The organism is Lacticaseibacillus mingshuiensis, from assembly GCF_016861785.1.
Lineage (GTDB): Bacteria > Bacillota > Bacilli > Lactobacillales > Lactobacillaceae > Lacticaseibacillus > Lacticaseibacillus mingshuiensis.
The window spans coordinates 108,784-127,726 of sequence record NZ_BOLS01000006.1 but is presented as its reverse complement, the minus strand read 5'-3'; the positions used below and the strand labels follow the sequence as shown (position 1 = coordinate 127,726).

The following is an 18,943-nucleotide window of genomic DNA, read 5'->3' as shown; positions in this document are numbered from 1 at the left end:
GACCTGGCTGCTTATACTCTTAAGCGCGCCGCACCCTGAATCAAAAAAGCCGGCACAAGGCCGACTTTCGCAATTCTGTTTGAATGAATCAAAAGTACTTGTTTTTATAAAACTGAAATGCGATCAACACTGAGATCACAAGCGAGATGATGATCGTGATCAACCAGCTGACATGCATGCCCGCAAATGGCAGCTCCACGTTCATCCCGTAAAATGAAAAGACGAGGGTGGGGATGGTCAGGATGATCGAGTATGAGGTCAGAAACTTCATCACGCGGTTCATGTTGTTGGAAATGACCGACGAATAGGTGTCGGCAGTCTCGTTGATGATGGAGTTTGAGATCTGCGCCATTTCGGTGCCTTGCTGATTTTCGATGATCGTGTCATCGAGCAAGTCGAGGTCCTCTTCATTGAGGTGCAGCGGGTTGGTGCGTTTGAGCTGATCGAGGACGTTGCGGTCGGTGCGCAGGCTCATCATGAAGTAAACCAAGCCGCGCTGAATACCCATCAACGCATAGAGCTCCTCGTTTTTCAGATTATTTTGCAGCTTGGTCTCCAGCGCCTCGCGAGCCTTGTTGATGTCGCGCAGATACGCGAGGTAGGACACGGAGATCTGGTAGAGCATCTGCAGGGCGGCGCGCGATTTCATTTTTGGATTGAACCCGGCGACCTTCCCGCTGGCAAACAGGGCCAGCAGAGGCTGCGCCGTGTTGTCGATCGTGATGATGGCGGTCGTCGTCAAGATCACGGCCAGCGGCACCGTTTTGTAGGCGACCCGGTGCTTGCTGTCCTGACTGACGACCGGCATGTCGAAGATCAATAAGTGCGCATCGTAGTCCTCGTCGTATTCATAGCGGGCCCCTTCATCGGGATCAAGACCATATAGCAAAAAGGCTTCCGGCACCCGGGCCTTTTTTTGCAACTTGGTCATTTCTTCTGGGGTCGGATCGACCGCATCGATCCAGACATCGGATTCGATTTTGGCTTGAGTCTTGAGTTGACCCATCGTATCATCGAATTTATAGATAGAAAGCATACGGGCTCCTCCTTGTGTCTTTCTCCAGTCTACGTTAATTTGCCGGCAAAAGGTACTTTTTGCCGCAATCAATTTTAAAGGAAATGAGACTAAGATGCGAAAGATCGCCCAAAAAGCGGCCTGGCTGGCGGATCAGTCGCCGCTTTTGGCTTGCCCGGTGTGCCGTGAGCCATTATTAATAGAAGAAACGAGTCTGGTCTGTGCAAATGGCCACCGGTTTGACCTCTCGCGCAAGGGGACGGCGAACTTTCTCAATGCGCCAGTCAAAACAGAATACAGCCGGCCCATGCTCGAGGCGCGGCGACGCGCGTTGGCAAATGGCCTGTTCGACCCGTTTTTGGCGGAGATCAAGGCCCAGCTCACTGCGACGGATCGACTGCTGGATATTGGCTGCGGGGAGGGAACACCGACTGCCAAATTAGCCGAAAGCGGGGCAGCTGCGGTGGGGTTTGACATCTCTCAGCCTGCAATCGAGCTGGCCGGGAGCCTGGCCACCTCCGCCTTTTTCTGCGTGGCGGATCTCGCGCATCTGCCATTTTTGGCTGGGCGGTTCTCGGCCATCGTCGACCTGTTTTCACCGGGGGCGTATGAGGAATTTGATCGCGTGCGCGCGCCGGAAAGCCGGTTGTTCAAGGTGATTCCGCAAGCGGACTACCTGCGCGAATTGCGGCAGGGGCTATACGGCGGCACGGCGAAGGGGACATACAGCAACACGCGTGTTCTGGCGCGGTTCAAGGCGGCGTATCCGCAAGCCAAGCAAACCGCGATCGTCTACGATCACCCGGTGGATGCGGCGGGATTTGCCGATGTGTTGGCGATGACGCCGCTGTCCTGGCAGGCTCCGGCTGAAAAACGCGAGGCGATGCTGGCTGCGCCGCCTGCGAGCATTCATGTGGCGGTCGATCTGTTAACGATATGAGGACACCTGTGCAGGATGTAAAAAATTTATGCACAGATGGTTGCATTCGGCCATTGGCGGTGTTAAGTTACTCTTAAGCTTTTTTATTTCTGGCTTTTATCAGGGCTTGCTTTTGGGAAATTGATAAAAGTTAGCGATGAAAAACTTCACTAACGTATCGTCTCGCCGTGCGCAGCACCGAGGTGATACGTTTTTTTGTGCGCCGGTTCGGCGGGACGGGGCTATCCCGCGAGCCGCCGCAGCCTTCTTAGTCGGGCTTTGGCTCGCATGGTCGAGACATATAGGGACGCCCAGCACTCGGTGGCTAAGTGCGCCACCAAGCACTAGGCGAGCCTATATGCACGACCATTTCGCGAGCCGCCGCACCCTTCACAGTCGGGCTCCGCAGGGCAGGGGCGGGACAGCTAACAGGCTCGTGCACTCGGTGGCTAAGGACGCCACCAAGCACCCGAGCCTAGTTAGCCGCCCGTCCCTGAGCGCCCCGCGCCGCACCCTTCACAGTCGGGCTTTGGCTCGCATGGTCGAGACATATAGGGACGCCCAGCACTCGGTGGCTAAGTGCGCCACCAAGCACTAGGCGAGCCTATATGCACGACCATCCCGCGAGCCGTCGCACCCTCGTTTTTTATGTTACACTTGAGAACAGTGTTTGGAGGCGCGTGATGACAAATCATCTTGTATTATATGAACCGTTGATTCCATCGAATACCGGTAATATCGCCCGCACCGCGGCGGCGACGGATAGTGTGCTGGACCTGATCAAGCCGCTTGGGTTTGAGACCGACGACAAGCATCTCAAGCGAGCCGGCCTGGATTATTGGGCGAGTGTGCGCGTGGTCTATCATGACTCGCTCGATGATTTTATGAAAACAGTGACGGATCCGACCCATTTATATCTGGTCTCAAAATTCGCCGAGCAGACTTATTCGGATGTCGATTACAGCGACACCACCTGCGACCACTGGTTCATGTTTGGCAAAGAAACAACCGGTTTGCCGGAGCCATTTATGCGCGCCAATCCGGAAAAAGCGGTGCGCATTCCGATGACCGATGACGTGCGCGCGCTGAATTTGGCGAACTGCGCGGCGCTTGTCATCTATGAGGCCTTGCGCCAACAGGATTTTGCCGGGCTGGAGCGCGTGCATACTTATCCGCATGACAAATTGAAGTGACAGGTAGGCGACCCGCTGCGGCCGCCTTTTCGTTTTTCTGGAAAACCTCGTGTATAATAGGCGCTGAACGTTTTTTCGGAAAACGGCGCGGGGGCGTCGCAAGAGTCAAGGAGGCAGACACATGGCGCAACGTCGGCGAACGACGGCCAAGGGGCACACCACAACAAAAAGAAGACCTGCCAGTCGCAAAAAGCCGGTCGACCGGACCCTCAACTGGGTCGGCGTCGCACTGACGATCATTGGGCTACTGGCGCTGACGCGGGTCGGCGCGCTGGGTATCGTGATGGCGAACTGCTATCGCCTGGTCATCGGCGACACCGTCCTGTTTGCGTCTGCGCTGACGGCCGCATTTGGGCTGTGGCTCCTGTTCACCGGGCGGCTGGTCAAGATTCCGGTCAAACAAGGCATCGGCGGGGGCCTGATCTATTTGGGCGCGCTGATCTTATGGACCGCAACGGCGATGGCAAAATTGGCCGTGCACAGCCATTACTGGCTGGCCACGTGGCGTCTGCTGAAGGCGGATTTTGCCGTGATGTCTGCCACCACGGATGTTGGCGGCGGCCTCTTGGGCGCCGCGGGCTTCTCACTGTTTGCGCCGCTTCTGTCGGCGACCGGCGCCGTGATCGTGGCGTGGCTGCTGATCTTGATCGGCGGCGCGCTGGCGGTTGGACTGACCGCAGATCAATTTTTCGCTGGGTGTCATTGGGTCGGGGCAAAACTCGGCCGCGCTGGTCAGTCGCTGGCCGGGGGCGCGCATGCCCTGACGCAAAAGGCGGCTGCGGCGCAGGCTGAACGCAAAGCCCAGCCGCCGCGGACCAAGCCTGCTTCAAAAGGTGCGACTAACGGCGATGGCGTGCAGCAGCCCAAGCCCGTTTTTGCCGATGATAAAGACTTGCCGACGCCATTGGCCGACAGTGACGAGTTCACGATCAAAGGGGCGGTGCCAACTGGGACTGAGCCGACACCGCAACCAAGCAAGCAACCGAGCCCGCGGCCTGCTACCAAGCCTGAGCCGACCCCTGAGCCTGATGAGGTCACCTTGGCGACCGGGGATGACGCGGCGCTGGACGATTATATTTTGCCCCCACTGGATCTGTTGACCCAGCCGGCCGCCGCAGATCAGACAGCCGATTATCAGATGATCAAGCGCAATCGGACCAAGTTGAAGCAGACGTTTGAAAGCTTTGGCGTGGATGTGACCGTGAAGTCCGCAACGCTTGGCCCGTCGATCACGCAATACGAGATTCAGCCGGCCGTCGGGGTGAAGGTCTCCAAGATCGTCAATTTGGCTGATGACCTCGCGCTGGCGCTGGCCGCCAAAGACATCCGCATTGAGGCCCCGATTCCCGGCAAGTCGTTGATCGGCATCGAAGTCCCGAACCAGCAAGTCGCGACGGTTGGCTACCGCGATGTGTTGGCCAACACCCCGCAGCATCCCGGCAAGCCGCTGGTGATTCCGCTGGGGCGGGATGTCGATGGCAACGTCAAGACGTTTGACCTGACCAAAATGCCGCATTTGTTGATCGCCGGTGCGACCGGTTCTGGGAAATCCGTCATGATCAATGTGATCATCACCAGCATTTTGATGACCGCCAAACCGACGGAAGTGCGCATGATGCTGATCGACCCGAAAAAAGTCGAGCTTTCCGTTTACAATGGCGTGCCGCATTTGCTGACGCCGGTGGTCACCGAGGCAAAAAAGGCCCCATCCGCCCTCAACAAGGTGCTGGATGAAATGACGCGCCGCTACGAACTGTTTGAAGCGGGCGGCGTGCGTAATGTCGGCGAATACAATAAGAAAGCCGCCGCGGCGCAAGATCCAAACCTGCCACATTTGCCGCTGATCGTGGTCGTGGTCGATGAATTGTCCGATCTGATGATGGTCGCCGGTAGCGAGGTTGAAACGGCGCTGGTGCGGCTCGGCCAAATGGCGCGGGCGGCCGGCATTCACGTGATCATCGCGACTCAGCGGCCCTCCGTGGATGTCATCACCGGTTTGATCAAGGCCAACTTCCCGTCGCGCATCGCGTTTGCCGTTTCAAGTGGGGTGGATTCACGCACGATTTTGGATGCCAATGGTGCCGAGAAATTGCTGGGACGCGGCGACATGCTGTTTGCCCCGATGGATGCCAGCAAGCCGATGCGCATCCAGGGCGCGTTCATTCCGTCCGAGGATGTCGAAGCGGTGGTCGAGGCGATCACCAACCAAGTCGCCCCAGCCTATGATGATAAAATGGCGCCGGCCGATGTCGAAGAAGGCGGCGCTGCGAATGGCGAGTCCGAAGATGAGCTGTACGAAGACGCCAAGGCCTTTGTGATTCAGCAGCAAGGCGCCTCGACCTCGATGTTGCAACGCAATTTCCGCATCGGCTACAACCGGGCGGCAAGGCTCATTGATGACTTGGAAAAAAATGGGGTGGTCGGCCCCAGCGAAGGAAGCAAGCCGCGGAAAGTTTACGGGCAAGGACCTGTGGATGCAGGCGGGCAAAATTAGAGGAGTGGTCTTTTGTCAATTGCGTTAGCTTCAGGGGTTCATTTGAGCGTCCTGCCCACCACCCAATTTAAAACGGTGCGCATCGAGCTTCACTTTTTGGCGCCGCTTGATGTGTCGACCTTCAGTGCACGGACCCTTTTGACGTCGATGCTGGAGACCAGCACCGCCGCCTATCCGACGCAGATCGCATTATCGGCTGAGCTGGAGCGACTGTTTGGCGCGAGCTTTGGCATTGGCGTGGCTAAGGAAGGCCAGTGGCATCGGGTCACGGCAACGCTGACCCTGGTCAATGATCAATTTTCAGGCGAAGGGACGCTGGCGGCCGGATTTGCGCTGCTCAATGAGGTACTCAACCACCCGCTGATCACAGCCGGCCAATTCGATCAGGCGGTGCTCGCGCGCGAACGCGAAAATTTGGCGCTGTATCTGGAAAGCATGGCGGAGGACCGCCAGCTGCAGGCGAGTCTGGCCACCCAGGCGCTGTATTTTGGCGGCGACTCGGGCCAAGGCGTGCCGAGCTTCGGCACCCCGGAAGGCGCCCGGGCGGTGGACAATGCGGCGCTGCTTGCGGCGTATCAGCAGCTCCTCACCCGCGATCAGATCGAGCTGGTCGTGTTGGGGGATGTGGCCCCAGCCCAAGTCGAGGCGCTTGCTTCGACCTTAGCGCTGGCTCCACGTCCGGAGCTGAGCGTGCCATTTGTGGTCGACACCCCGCTGCGTGATACGGTGCAGGCCCAAACTGAGCAAGCCCCAGTCAATCAGGCCAAGCTCAATTTGGCCTATCATGTGGCGGCGCCGACCAGCGGCACCGCATTTTATGCCGCAATGGTGGCCGAGGAACTATTTGGCGGCTCGCCGCTGTCGTTTTTGTTCACCAATGTCCGGGAAAAAGCCAGCTTGGCGTATTACGCCAGTTCGAGTCTGGATCCGTACCGCCATTTCATGATGGTTCAAACGGGTATCGATACCGCGGACCGCGAGCGAGTCGAGGCACTGATCGCCACCCAGCTGACCGCGGTTCAGCACGGTGATTTTTCGGATGATCTGTTGGCCAACATCAAGGCGGGATTGCTGTCGGCACGGCTGGCGGCCTATGACACCCCACGCTTTTTGGCCAGGCAGGCGCTACTCGACCGGCTTGCGAGCGGCCATCACAGTGATTTTGTCGCATTCAAAGCTGGTATCGCCGCTGTCGATCGCGCGCAGGTCCAAGAAGCCGCGGCCGGGATGACGTTGCAGAGCCGCTATTTTATGGGCGGAGAGGAGCTCTCTTGAAAGAACGTTTCTATACAGCCGTCGCCGAACGACAGGTGACAACGCAACTTGCAAGCGGCCTGCGCGTCGTGATCGTGCCACGGCCCACGTACCACGAGACGTATGCGATGCTGTCCGTGGATTACGGCAGCATCGACACGACGTATGTGCCACTGGGCGCAAGCGACAAGGTGCAGGACCCAGAAGGCATTGCCCATTTTTTGGAGCACAAGCTGTTTGAAAAAGCGGACCACGATGCCTTCGACTTGTTTGGCGCCACTGGGGCGTCGGCGAATGCCTTCACCGGGGCAACGCGGACCTCGTTTCTGTTTTCTGCCACGGACCAGATCGATGAAAATCTAAAGACGCTGCTGGATTTTGTCCAGGACCCGTATTTTTCAGAAGCCACGGTCAACAAGGAAAAGGGCATCATTGGCCAAGAGATCATGATGTATCAAGACGATCCCGGCTGGCGGCTGTATTTTGGCATCCTGGGCAACCTTTATCCCACGCATCCTGTGCGCAACGACGTGACCGGCTCGGTCGAGTCGATCGCGGCAATCACGCCGGACTTGTTATATCGCGCGTACCGGACGTTTTATCAGCCCGGCAACATGACCCTGACGGTGGTGGGCAATGTCGATCCACAACATGTGATCGAGCTGGCGGAGGCCGATCAAGCGGGCCGCACCATCGCACCGTATCAAGCGCCGGTTCGACCTGTGTCGTTTGATGGGGATCTGGCCGCGATTCTGCCCTATCGAGCGGCGACGTTGCCGCTGGTGCGGCCGAAGAGCATCGTGGGGATCAAGGGTACCACGCCGGTCGACGATGACCTGGTCGGCACCAAGTATGCGATCACGGTGCGCCTGCTCCTTGAGATGCTGTTTGGCGATTCCTCACCGCTTTATCAGAGCTGGTATGATGCCGGTATCGTCGATGATTCGTTTGACTTTGATTTCACGGCTCAGCGTACGTATAACTATGCGACCCTGGGCGGCGATGCCACCGATGCGTCTGCACTGTCCGAAGCCTTGACCGCTGTCATTGCCAAAGGGGCAGATCAGCCGCTGCTTGAAGAGGCGCGTTTTGCCCGCATCAAGCACGCGGCGCTGGGCAAATATTATCAATCGCTGAATTCCTTGGAACAAGTCGCCAATCAGGTCAGCGACCAGAGTTTTGGACCGATCGGACTGTTTGACTTGGCCGACGTGATGCAGGCGATCACACTGGCGGATCTGCAAGCCGCTGCTGGGCAATTTTTCCGGTTGGATGCGGTGTCGGTGTTCCATATTTTGCCGGAGGTGGACGCATGACTCAAGCGGCATTGATCATCGGGGCGTCAGGCGACATCGGCGGCGCGATCGCGCGGCGCCTGGCCGAGGAAGGCTGGTCCCTGTACTTGCACTACAACCATCACGAGGCCCCGGTGACCGCGCTGGTGGCGGAGCTGGCCGCGGCTTACCCGCGCCAGGATTTCATTCCGCTGGCGTATGATCTCACCGATGCGGCCCATGTGACCGAGCTGGCGGCGCAGCTGTTCAGCGTGGACGCCGTGGTGTTTGCGGCGGGGATGACGTATTATCACCTGTTCACCGCGACGACGGAGCCGGAATTAACGGCCCTGATGCGCGTGCATCTGGTCACGCCGATGCTTCTGTTGACCCATTTGCAGGAAAAATTGGCGCGCAGTGGCGCCGGCCGTATCGTATTCATCGGCTCCGTATACGGCGGCAGTGGGTCGGCCATGGAAGTCGCCTACTCGACGGTCAAAGGCGCCCAGTCCGCGTTTGTGCGCGCCTATGCCAAAGAGGTCGCAAGCCTGGGCATCACCGTCAATGTGGTGGCGCCTGGCGCCGTTGATACCAAAATGAATCAGATGTTTGATGCCAATGCGTTGGCGGCGGTGCAAGACGCGATTCCGGCGGCGCGGTTGGCGACCCCGCCGGATGTCAGTTATTATGTCGCGATGTTATTACAGAAAGAGGCGGCTTATCTGACAGGCCAGACGCTGTATGTTTCCGGCGGCTGGCTCGCGTGACTTCTCAACAATTTCTTAATTCATGAACATTCGAAATCATGCTATACTGAAAATGAACATAAAAAATCGAGCGGGTGAAGATACAAATGGATGAAATTGGGCAAAAATTGCGGGCAGCCCGGATCGAAAAGGGCTACACCCTTGACGATCTTCAACAGATCACCAAAATTCAAAAGCGTTACCTGATCGCGATCGAGGAGGGCAACTTCGGCGCGCTGCCGGGCGATTTTTACGTGCGCGCCTTCATCAAGCAATACGCCGATACGGTCGGCCTTGATAGTGACGCCCTGTTGACTCAATTTCAGCAAGACATACCCGATACTCAGCCGCAAGAGTATGTGGACCAATCCGTCGAAAACAAGACGCGGGCGACCCGCGCTATCGAGAACAATCCCGGGATCAAGCTGCGGCGTTATCTGCCTCAGGTGATCATCGTGCTGTTGGTCCTTGTGATCTTCGGGGCGATCTACTGGGCGATCATTCAGCAATCCGCCGGCGAGAAGCGCGCGATTCCGGTGCAGTCTTCGGCGGTCTCGGTCTCAAGCAAAAAAGAGAGCAAAAGCAGCTCATCCAGCAAGTCCTCTTCCGAAAGCAGCAAGAAGGAAGAAAGCAGCAGTTCCAGCAAAAAAGATGACGAGCTGACGGTCAGCGTGGCACAGGCTAGTGGTAGCACCCAGGCCGTCACGGTCAAAAACATGCCCGCTACCGGCAACAAACTGAAAGTCTCTGCGACCGGTGCCGCGTGGGTCGCGGTGATGGTCAACGGCACAACGACCTGGCAGGCGACCCTGGCCGCCGGGGAAAGTCAGGAAGTCGATATTCCGGACAACACGACGACGTTTGATGTACGCTCAGGTAATGCGCTCGGCACGCAGCTCGAATTGAATGGCAAGACGGTCGATATCTCAAGCGGTACCAGTGTCGTGCGGACGATCACGTTCACCGCAGATACGACCGCCTCTAGTAGCAGTTCCTCTTCTGACGCCTCAGAAAGTACAGGTGACTAAGCGATGAATCTGCCAAATAAATTAACCATGTTGCGCATCATTCTAATCCCTGTTTTTACAATTCTCTTGGCTCTTGGCTGGCCGGCTGGGAGTGTCACGTTGCTCGGTACCAAGATCGGCATCGCCTGGCTCGTGGCGACGATCATCTTCATTTGCGCCTCGCTAACGGATTTTGCGGATGGCAAGATCGCCCGCAGCCAGCACCTCGTCACCAATTTTGGCAAGTTTGCGGATCCTTTGGCGGACAAGCTGCTGGTGATGACCGCGTTCATCTTTTTGACAGCCAGCGGCGTCATTCCGGCTTGGGCGACTGCCATCATTTTGTGGCGGGAGCTGGCCGTGACCGGTTTGCGGCTGTTACTTTCAAATGAAGGCGAAGTGTTGGCCGCGGCTTGGCCGGGGAAGATCAAGACGGCGACGCAGGATTTTGCGATCATCTTCTTGATGCTGAACAATATCGGTTTTGGGGCCATCGGGTTCCCGATCGGCCAGGTGCTTTTCTATCTGGCGGTGATCTTCACAATTTATTCCGGTGTGGATTATTTTTACAAAAACCGCGGCGTCTTCAGCGATTCATTCAATTAAGCGAACTCAAAGGGGCTGGGACAAAACGTTTGTTTTGTCCCAGCTCCTTTATGTTGCACGATGTGACTGCATTGTCGTGGGCCAAATGTCCGGGTCCGAGCAGCTAAGCGCTCACTCGCCTGGTCCAAACTTCGGACCTGGTGAGTGAAACACTTACCCGTTGGACCCAAGCCCGACATTTGTCCCACTTATTTTGATTCCAGTGGTAAACTGAAGCGGAATTGCGAATCTATAAGATGGGGTGGCAAGATGAAAGCAGAAATCATTGCGGTCGGCACCGAGATCTTGCTCGGTCAGATCGTCAACACCAATGCGTCCTTCTTGGCCCGGCAGCTCGCCCTGCTTGGCATTGACGCGGAGCAACAGCAAGTGGTCGGAGACAATGGCGAACGCCTGGATGCGGCGCTGACGCTGGCAGAGGGGCGCGCAGATCTCGTGATCTTGATCGGCGGGCTCGGCCCGACTGCCGACGATATCACGAAGCAGGTGCTGGCCCAGCATATCGGCAAGCCGCTGGTGACGAACTTCCAGGCGATCGAGAAACTGCTGGCGTTTGCCCAGCAGCGGCAGACCCCACTCACGGCCAATGACCGCGTCCAGGCAGCCTTGCCGTTTGACGCCCAGCCACTGGCCAATCGTGTCGGGTTGGCGGTGGGCGCGATCAGCGAGACCCCCAAAGCGACCTATGTCCTGCTGCCTGGTCCGCCGCGTGAATTCACGGTGATGGTCGAAGAGCAGCTCACCCCGTATTTGTTAACACATCGCGGGGCGCAGCAGGTCCTGAAAAGCAAGGTCCTGCGTTTTTACGGCATCGGCGAATCGCTTTTGACTACCGACCTGGCGGATCTGATCGACGCGCAAAGTGAGCCCACGATCGCCAGCTATATCAAGGAACATGAAGTGACATTGCGGCTGACGGCCAAGGCGGCGGATGAAGCGGCGGCAGACGCGCTGATCGCCCCAATTGAACAGGAGATCTTGGCTCGGGAAGGCCAGTATTTCTATGGCTATGGCGACGACAACAGCCTGGCGCAGGAATTGGCCAATGCGCTAGCCAACGCGCACGTGACCATCACGGCCGCGGAAAGTTTGACCGCAGGCGCGTTTCAGGCGGCGCTGGCAGATATTCCCGGCATTTCCACCTGGTTCAAAGGCGGCTTTGTCACCTACTCCAACCACACCAAGGCCACGCTGTTGGGCCTGGATGAGGCGATAATCGACCGCGACGGCGCCGTGAGTGAGGCGACGGCTGTGGCGATGGCTGAAGCAGCCCGGGACAAAGTGGACGCGGATCTTGCCGTCAGCATGACCGGCGTTGCAGGCCCAGGTCCAGATGATGGCGTGGATGCGGGCACGGTGTGGATCGGGCTGGCCAAGCGCGGGGAAAAGACGCAGGCGACGCTGTACCATTTTCCAGGCGCCCGCAATGATGTCCGTGACCGGGCAGTCAAAGCCGCCATGTTTGCAGCCCTGCGCGCCATTCAGCCACAATAAACAGAGAACGCCTGTTCGGTTTTTCTTGCCTTCCCAGCGGCTGACTTGTATCATAGAAGTAAAGGTTTTGCGCGATCGCGCAAAGGAGGACGACTCGTGGCTCAAGATGAACGCAAAGCGGCGCTCGACGCTGCATTAAAGAAGATCGAAAAGAATTTTGGCAAAGGCTCTATCATGCGCATGGGCGACAAGATCGATACCCGGATCTCGACCATTTCCAGCGGTTCGCTGGCCTTGGATGAGGCACTTGGGGTCGGTGGGTATCCGCGTGGCCGCATTATTGAGGTCTACGGCCCGGAAAGTTCAGGGAAGACCACCATTGCGCTGCACGCGGTGGCAGAGGTTCAAAAAGAGGGCGGCACTGCCGCTTATATCGACGCGGAAAATGCGATGGATCCGAAATATGCCGTTTCCCTTGGCGTCAACATTGATGAACTGCTGTTGTCGCAGCCGGACACTGGTGAACAGGGCCTCGAGATCGCGGATGCGTTGGTCTCTTCAGGCGCTGTGGACATTGTTGTTGTCGATTCCGTGGCGGCGCTGGTGCCGCGGGCGGAAATTGAAGGCGAAATGGGTGACGCCCATGTTGGCCTGCAAGCCCGTCTGATGTCCCAAGCGCTGCGGAAGCTGTCCGGTTCGATCAACAAGACAAAGACCATCGCGATCTTTATCAACCAGATTCGTGAAAAAGTCGGCATCATGTTCGGTAATCCGGAAACGACCCCAGGCGGCCGGGCGCTGAAGTTTTACGCCACGATTCGCCTGGAAGTCCGGCGTGCTGAGCAGATCAAGGATGGCACCAATGTGATCGGGAACCGGACCAAGATCAAGGTGGTCAAGAACAAGGTCGCGCCGCCATTCAAGGTCGCTGAAGTCGATATCATGTACGGCAAGGGGATCTCTCAGACCGGTGAGTTGATCGACATGGCCGCCGAGAAGGATCTGGTCGAAAAGGCTGGCTCCTGGTATTCCTACAGTGGCGAGCGCATCGGCCAAGGTCGTGAGAACGCCAAGAAGTACATGGATGATCATCCAGAGATGAAGGCCGAGCTGCGTGAAAAGGTGCGTGCGGCTTACAACATGGATGAGACCAACGAGGAGGCCGAAGAAGGCACCCCGGAGGAGAAGGCTAAAAAGAGCGAAGAGATCGATATTTTGCCAGACGATAAGGCGAAAAAATAACGATCACCCGTGATTCTTGCGGACGTTAAAAGAGACGAGAAACGGCCATTGTGGTCGGCTTCTTGCCTCTTTTTTTGTACGAACTAGGGCGAAATGCGACGAGAAGATCGCCCCTCAGCGTCGGGCATCGCCCCCTCGGGTGGGTCGGCTGACTTGGTTGCAGACACCGGCGCAGAACCGCTTTAACGCAAATACCGCTCGTCCGCTCTCTGCTTTTTCGCATAGCGGGCCGACGAAGATGCCGCTACGCCGGCGTTGGTTGACACTTGTTCAGTGAACCGTTACAATCGATTGGTATGATAATTTAAGAATACAGCATTTCTGAATGCTTTGATCATTTTGATCGAATCGCTTAGATGATGCGGAGGTGAAAAGATGAGTTCAGGCACACTGGTCTCAATGATCCTCGTTGCAGTCATCGCAGTAGCGGTCGGATTATTGGTCGGCATCGCGTATCAAAAGCGGGTCCACAAAAACAATTTGAACCAGGCCACCGAATCGGCGGCAGGGATCATTGAGGCGGCAAAGGATAAGGCCGCGTCCCTTAAAAAAGAGACGCTGGTCGAAGCGAAGGACGAAGCCCATCGCTACCGGAGCCAAGTTGAAGATGAATTGAAGGGTCGCCGCAGTGAGGTGCAACAAAGTGAGCACCGGCAGTTGCAGCGGGAAGAGACCTTGGATCGGCGCGACGACACGCTTGATCGTAAAGAGCAGAGTTTGTCGGATCGCGAAACGACCTTGAATCAGCGGCAGCAGCAGTTGGATGAGCGGGAGCAAAGCATCTCAACTGTGGTCGCCCAGCAAAAAGAGACTCTTGAAAAAATTGCTAGCCTGACTAAAGACCAGGCACGAGACCAGATCTTAACGGACACGAAGGCGGAGCTTGCGCATGAGCGGGCAATGCTGATCAAAGAGAGTGAAGAAGAAGCTAAGGAGACAGCGGACCGCCAAGCCAAAACGTTGATCGCAGACGCGATTCAGCGCAGTGCATCTGACATTGTTGCGGAAACGACCGTGACGGTGGTCAATTTGCCAAGCGATGATATGAAAGGCCGTATCATCGGGCGTGAGGGCCGCAACATTCGTACTTTAGAGACGCTGACGGGTATCGATCTGATCATCGACGACACCCCAGAGGCGGTCGTGCTTTCGGGCTTTGACCCGATCAGGCGTGAGATCGCGCGCATGGCACTTGAAAAATTGATACAGGACGGTCGAATCCACCCAGCGCGCATCGAAGAAATGGTCGATAAGGCGCGCAAGGAAATGGATGACCGCATCCGTGAGATCGGCGAACAGGCGATTTTTGACATCGGGATTCATAACATGCATCCCGATCTGATCAAGATTCTGGGCCGCCTGCATTTCCGCACCAGTTATGGGCAAAATGTCCTGGATCACTCGATTCAGGTCGCCAAATTAGCTGGTGTGATGGCGGCAGAGCTCGGCGAAGATGTGACAATGGCAAAACGTGCAGGGTTATTGCATGATATCGGCAAAGCACTCGATCACGAGGTCGACGGCTCCCACGTCGAGATCGGGGTCGAGTTAGCAACAAAGTACAAAGAACCACAAGTGGTGATCAACACGATCGCCTCGCATCACGGCGACACCCCGGCGACCAGCGTCATTGCGGTCTTGGTCGCCGCCGCCGATGCGATCTCGGCTGCACGCCCCGGTGCGCGGTCCGAGTCGCTTGAAAATTATCTGCACCGGCTGGAAAAACTCGAGTCGATCGCCAATGGCTTTGCCGGCGTCGATCACAGCTTCGCGATTCAAGCGGGTCGCGAGGTGCGAGTCATCGTCAAGCCGGAGCAGCTTTCCGACGAACAAAGCGTGGTCCTTGCGCGCGACATTCGCAATCAGATCGAAAAAGAATTGGAGTATCCCGGCCACATCAAGGTCACGGTCATTCGCGAGACCCGCACGGTGGAATACGCCAAGTAAAGTAGGGATGGGACCTGGGACAAAACAAAAATTTTGTCCCGGGTCCTTTTTGGTGCACTAATGTTACAGCAGTGTCGTGGGCCAAATGTCCGGGTCCGAGCAGCTAAGGCGCCAATCACCTGGTCCAAAGAACGGACCTGGCGCTTGGCACACTTACCTGTCGGACCCAAGAGCGACATTTGGCCCACTCGCTTTTCTTGTGCGCTTTCTTTCAAATACCTTTCAATCGCCAGGTGCTGTCCACACGCGCAACGTGGCGTAGTATAATGAATTCAATTATGAAATGGGGAGGGACGGCGACTTGTTTCGCATCATAGTCAGTTTTTTTGCGACGATGCTGATCACAGCATTGATCACGCCATTCGTGCGCGGGCTGGCCTTCATCGTCGGGGCGATCGACAAGCCAAACGCGCGCCGCGTCAATAAGACGCCAATGCCCACAATGGGGGGCCTGGCGATCTTTTTGGCCTTCAACTTTGCGACGTTCGTGTTGCTTAGGCCGCAGTTCGACACCCATTTTCTCTTCTCGCTGTTTTTGGCCCAGGCCGTCATCATCATCACCGGCATGATCGATGATGTGAAAGAGCTGACGCCTCGGCAAAAATTGTTTGGCCAAACGTTGGCGGCGCTGATCGCGTATTTTCTCGTCGGTGCCCGGATGACCGATGTGCATGTGCTGGGCTGGACGTGGAATCTTGGCTGGCTCAGCCTGCCTGTGACCCTGCTGTGGATTCTTGCCATCACCAATGCCGTCAACCTGATCGACGGGCTGGATGGGTTGGCCACCGGCGTCTCGATCATTGCGCTGTTCACGATGGGCATCATCGGCTTTTTCTTCCTGTCGGTGGCCGAAGTCGGCACGCCGATCATGATCTTCACGTTGGGCGCGGCGCTGGTCGGCTTTTTACCTTATAATTTTCACCCGGCGAAGATCTTCCTCGGCGACACCGGGGCGCTGTATATCGGCTTTATGCTCAGCGTCCTGTCGCTGCAAGGGTTGAAAAATGTGACGTTCATCACCCTGATCATTCCGGTCGTGATCTTAGGCGTGCCGATCACCGACACCGTGTACGCGATGATCCGGCGGCGGCTCAACAACGTGCCGATCTCACAGGCGGACAAGCACCACTTGCATCACCGCCTGATGCAAATGGGCCTGACGCACCGCCAGACCGTGCTGGTGATCTACGGCATCGCACTGATCTTCTCCTTGATCTCGCTGCTATATCCGCTGAGCACGTTCTGGGGAACGGTGATGTTGACGGTGTTTGTGGTGATCGGGTTGGAACTGTTCGTCGAGTCGATCGGCTTGCTCGGCCAGAACCGCACCCCACTGCTCAAGCTGATTCGCCGCATTGTGAAAAAAGTGGCCCGCGACCGGGTAGAATGACCGGGTCCATGGTGTTACAATACTGAGCATCTGCTAGTCAGACCGAGGAAGCGCAACGCGCGACCTCGGTTTTGCATTTTCCAGCAGGCACGCAGGAGGCTATTTTGACTAAAAATAAAAAACGCGTGACGATCGCGGGGATGCTGATCACGCTGGGCATTGTGTACGGCGACATCGGGACCTCACCGCTTTATGTCATGAACGCGATCGTGGCGGATGCCGGCAAAGTAGGAAACTTAACGCCGGATTATATCATCGGCTCCGTTTCTTTGATCTTTTGGACGCTCATGCTTTTAACGACGATCAAATATGTGATCTTGGCAATGCGCGCCGATAACAAAGGGGAAGGCGGCATCTTTGCCCTGTACGCTTTGGTGCGGCATCGCGGCGCCTGGCTGGCCGTGCCGGCTTTGCTGGGCGGCGCCGCACTGCTGGCTGACGGGACGTTGACGCCGGCGGTCACGGTGACTTCGGCCGTCGAAGGGCTGAAGGGCCAGACGTTTGGCCGGTTCGTCTTCAGCAACTCCCAGCTTGTGATCTTGGGCATCACCACCGTCGTGCTTGTGGCGCTGTTTTTGATTCAGCGCTATGGGACCTCTTTGATCGGCAAGGCGTTTGGCCCGCTGATGCTGCTGTGGTTTGCGTTTATCGGGATCTTGGGGCTCACCCGACTCGGCGGGCATTTGGGGATTCTCAAAGCGCTGTCGCCCGTCTACGCGATCAAAGTGCTGGTCAGTCCGGATAACAAGGTCGGGATCTTCCTGCTGGGCAGTATTTTCCTTGCGACGACCGGGGCCGAGGCCTTGTACTCGGACATGGGGCACGTTGGCAAACATAATATCTACGTCACCTGGCCGTTTGTGTATGCGATGCTGATGCTGAATTATTTTGGCCAAGGCGCGTGGCTGATCTCGCATTATCAAGATGCCGCATACCGCGATCTGACCAATTTCAATCCTTTTTATGAAATGATGGGCAATGGCATTCGGCCGTTTGCGATCGCGCTGGCCACGATTGCCGCGATCATCGCGTCGCAAGCGCTGATCACCGGGTCGTACACGCTGGTCCATGAGGCGATCTCGCTGAAGTTCTTGCCGCGGATGAATATCAAGCATCCCAATTTGCATCAGCGCCAGATCTATATTCCGCTGGTCAATTGGTTCCTGTGTGTCGTCACCCTCAGCGTTGTCTGGTATTTCCGCACGTCAAAGGCGATGGAGGCTGCATACGGGCTTGCGATCACCGTGACGATGCTGATGACGACGCTGTTGCTGTTTGAATTCATCAGTTTGCATCGCTCGCGGCTAGAGGCGGCCTTGATCGCCGGATTCTTCGGCGTCATCGAAAGTATTTTCTTACTCGCCAGCCTGGTCAAATTCCTGCATGGCGGCTACATTACCTTGGTGATCATGCTGCTCATTCTCGCCTTGATGGTCGTGTGGTATTTCGGCAATAAGATGCGTGAAAAATACCAAGATGAAAGCGAAACGGTCAAGCTCACTGATTATCTTGACCAGTTGACCGCGCTCAGTGCCGATCAAAGCGAGCCGCTTTTTGCCACCAACCTGGTCTACATGACCAAGGTCAAGGACGACTATCGGCTCAAGCGCACGGCGCTGTATTCGATCTTGGATAAGCAGCCCAAGCGCGCCAAGGTGTACTGGTTTGTCACCGTCAACGAAACGAGCTCGCCGTATGAGATGCGCTACACCGTCGACATGATGCACACCCGCAATGTCGTGTCCGTCCAGCTTTACCTCGGGTTCCGCTGCTCGCAGCACGTCAATCTGTACATTCGGCGCATTATCAATGATTTGATGGACGCCGGCGCGATCGACGTACAAACGCCGGAGTACACCACGATCCAGGGGCGCCGCGCCGGCGATTTCAAGTTCGTCATCATTATGGAAAAATCGATGGGCCTTCAAGCCGCCGAGAACATTCCCGGTTGGCAAAAACGCTTGATCGGTGGCCGGCTGTTGCTGCAAAACTTCACAACCAGTCCCGCCAACTGGTATGGCCTGGAGTTCAGCAATGTGGTTGAAGAAACGGTGCCGCTCTTTATTGACACCGCGCACCGCCCGCAGTTCCAGACTCATGAGATCTGGCATGTGAAAAAATAAATTCCGCTTCAGTTGCGACATCACGCTGAGAATTTTCGGCGTGATGTCTTTGTTTGTTGAGTGCCGCACCGATCGCCCAAATTGCTGTCAGAACAGGGTGTGACACCATCCCAAAAGTTTCGGAGCCGAGCCTAGATATGAAATGATGACGTAGCACTCGAAATCGTCGTTGAGTTTAGAACGATTAAATTTGCATCGTTTATTCGAACTTGCGCGCGCCCAAGAACGCCTATTTTTGTGTACGGGGTAAACAATTCATGACTTTTTTGCGATTGCTAGAACCCGCGCTGCGTTAACGT

14 protein-coding genes are annotated in these 18,943 nt (G+C 56.6%); 13 read left to right on the top strand and 1 reads right to left on the bottom strand.

Features of this window, described 5'->3' with window-relative positions; all coding sequences use genetic code 11:
* Positions 1-88: 88 nt before the first annotated feature.
* Positions 89-1,036 carry a magnesium transporter CorA family protein gene (locus JUE67_RS05440; protein WP_203627683.1) on the bottom strand — a complete coding sequence of 316 codons (948 nt, stop codon included), beginning with the start codon at positions 1,034-1,036 and terminating at the stop codon, positions 89-91.
* A 94-nt stretch (positions 1,037-1,130) separates the two neighbouring features.
* Here JUE67_RS05440 and JUE67_RS05435 point away from each other — a divergent pair, with 94 nt between their 5' ends.
* The 13 genes from JUE67_RS05435 (at position 1,131) to JUE67_RS05375 (ending at position 18,644) form a co-directional block, all read left to right on the top strand.
* Positions 1,131-1,955 carry a methyltransferase domain-containing protein gene (locus JUE67_RS05435; protein WP_203627682.1) on the top strand — a complete coding sequence of 275 codons (825 nt, stop codon included), beginning with the start codon at positions 1,131-1,133 and terminating at the stop codon, positions 1,953-1,955.
* A 662-nt stretch (positions 1,956-2,617) separates the two neighbouring features.
* Positions 2,618-3,127 (top strand): tRNA (cytidine(34)-2'-O)-methyltransferase, encoded by a 510-nt coding sequence (locus tag JUE67_RS05430; protein WP_203627681.1) that lies wholly within the window; start codon positions 2,618-2,620, stop codon positions 3,125-3,127.
* A 121-nt stretch (positions 3,128-3,248) separates the two neighbouring features.
* A complete protein-coding gene (locus JUE67_RS05425) occupies positions 3,249-5,621 on the top strand; it encodes a DNA translocase FtsK (protein WP_203627679.1) in 2,373 nt (790 codons plus the stop codon).
* Positions 5,622-5,633: 12 nt separating this feature from the next.
* Positions 5,634-6,896, top strand: coding sequence for an EF-P 5-aminopentanol modification-associated protein YfmF (yfmF, locus tag JUE67_RS05420; protein WP_225877934.1), 1,263 nt, complete (start codon positions 5,634-5,636; stop codon positions 6,894-6,896).
* The gene (yfmH, locus tag JUE67_RS05415) at positions 6,893-8,191 is read left to right on the top strand and encodes an EF-P 5-aminopentanol modification-associated protein YfmH (RefSeq protein WP_203627677.1); all 1,299 of its coding nucleotides are present in this window, start codon (positions 6,893-6,895) and stop codon (positions 8,189-8,191) included. The genes yfmF and yfmH overlap by 4 nt, the downstream gene beginning before the upstream one ends.
* Positions 8,188-8,916 carry an elongation factor P 5-aminopentanone reductase gene (gene ymfI, locus JUE67_RS05410; protein WP_203627675.1) on the top strand — a complete coding sequence of 243 codons (729 nt, stop codon included), beginning with the start codon at positions 8,188-8,190 and terminating at the stop codon, positions 8,914-8,916. The genes yfmH and ymfI overlap by 4 nt, the downstream gene beginning before the upstream one ends.
* An 86-nt stretch (positions 8,917-9,002) precedes the next feature.
* Complete coding sequence (locus JUE67_RS05405) at positions 9,003-9,923, top strand: helix-turn-helix domain-containing protein (RefSeq protein WP_203627673.1); 921 nt, start codon at positions 9,003-9,005, stop codon at positions 9,921-9,923.
* Between the two features lie 3 nt (positions 9,924-9,926).
* On the top strand, positions 9,927-10,508 hold the full coding sequence (pgsA, locus tag JUE67_RS05400; protein ID WP_203627671.1) for a CDP-diacylglycerol--glycerol-3-phosphate 3-phosphatidyltransferase: 582 nt from the start codon (positions 9,927-9,929) through the stop codon (positions 10,506-10,508).
* Positions 10,509-10,757: 249 nt separating this feature from the next.
* Positions 10,758-12,002, top strand: coding sequence for a competence/damage-inducible protein A (locus JUE67_RS05395; protein WP_203627670.1), 1,245 nt, complete (start codon positions 10,758-10,760; stop codon positions 12,000-12,002).
* Positions 12,003-12,098: 96 nt separating this feature from the next.
* Positions 12,099-13,184, top strand: a complete 1,086-nt coding sequence (gene recA / locus JUE67_RS05390; RefSeq protein ID WP_125696981.1) for a recombinase RecA — start codon at positions 12,099-12,101, stop codon at positions 13,182-13,184.
* Between the two features lie 375 nt (positions 13,185-13,559).
* Positions 13,560-15,131 (top strand): ribonuclease Y, encoded by a 1,572-nt coding sequence (gene rny, locus JUE67_RS05385; protein WP_125696980.1) that lies wholly within the window; start codon positions 13,560-13,562, stop codon positions 15,129-15,131.
* 301 nt (positions 15,132-15,432) lie between these two features.
* Positions 15,433-16,521: a glycosyltransferase family 4 protein gene (locus JUE67_RS05380; protein ID WP_308440115.1), complete on the top strand. Its 1,089-nt coding sequence runs from the start codon at positions 15,433-15,435 to the stop codon at positions 16,519-16,521.
* Between the two features lie 140 nt (positions 16,522-16,661).
* Positions 16,662-18,644, top strand: coding sequence for a KUP/HAK/KT family potassium transporter (locus tag JUE67_RS05375; protein ID WP_203627738.1), 1,983 nt, complete (start codon positions 16,662-16,664; stop codon positions 18,642-18,644).
* Positions 18,645-18,943 lie beyond the last annotated feature (299 nt).

What these genes read in the sequence shown, in the direction of transcription:
- JUE67_RS05440 (WP_203627683.1), bottom strand. Translation starts at nt 1,036, where the DNA reads ATGCTTTCTATCTATAAATTCGATGATACGATGGGTCAACTCAAGACT.
- JUE67_RS05435 (WP_203627682.1), top strand. Translation starts at nt 1,131, where the DNA reads ATGCGAAAGATCGCCCAAAAAGCGGCCTGGCTGGCGGATCAGTCGCCG.
- JUE67_RS05430 (WP_203627681.1), top strand. Translation starts at nt 2,618, where the DNA reads ATGACAAATCATCTTGTATTATATGAACCGTTGATTCCATCGAATACC.
- JUE67_RS05425 (WP_203627679.1), top strand. Translation starts at nt 3,249, where the DNA reads ATGGCGCAACGTCGGCGAACGACGGCCAAGGGGCACACCACAACAAAA.
- ymfI (WP_203627675.1), top strand. Translation starts at nt 8,188, where the DNA reads ATGACTCAAGCGGCATTGATCATCGGGGCGTCAGGCGACATCGGCGGC.
- JUE67_RS05405 (WP_203627673.1), top strand. Translation starts at nt 9,003, where the DNA reads ATGGATGAAATTGGGCAAAAATTGCGGGCAGCCCGGATCGAAAAGGGC.
- pgsA (WP_203627671.1), top strand. Translation starts at nt 9,927, where the DNA reads ATGAATCTGCCAAATAAATTAACCATGTTGCGCATCATTCTAATCCCT.
- JUE67_RS05395 (WP_203627670.1), top strand. Translation starts at nt 10,758, where the DNA reads ATGAAAGCAGAAATCATTGCGGTCGGCACCGAGATCTTGCTCGGTCAG.
- rny (WP_125696980.1), top strand. Translation starts at nt 13,560, where the DNA reads ATGAGTTCAGGCACACTGGTCTCAATGATCCTCGTTGCAGTCATCGCA.
- JUE67_RS05375 (WP_203627738.1), top strand. Translation starts at nt 16,662, where the DNA reads ATGCTGATCACGCTGGGCATTGTGTACGGCGACATCGGGACCTCACCG.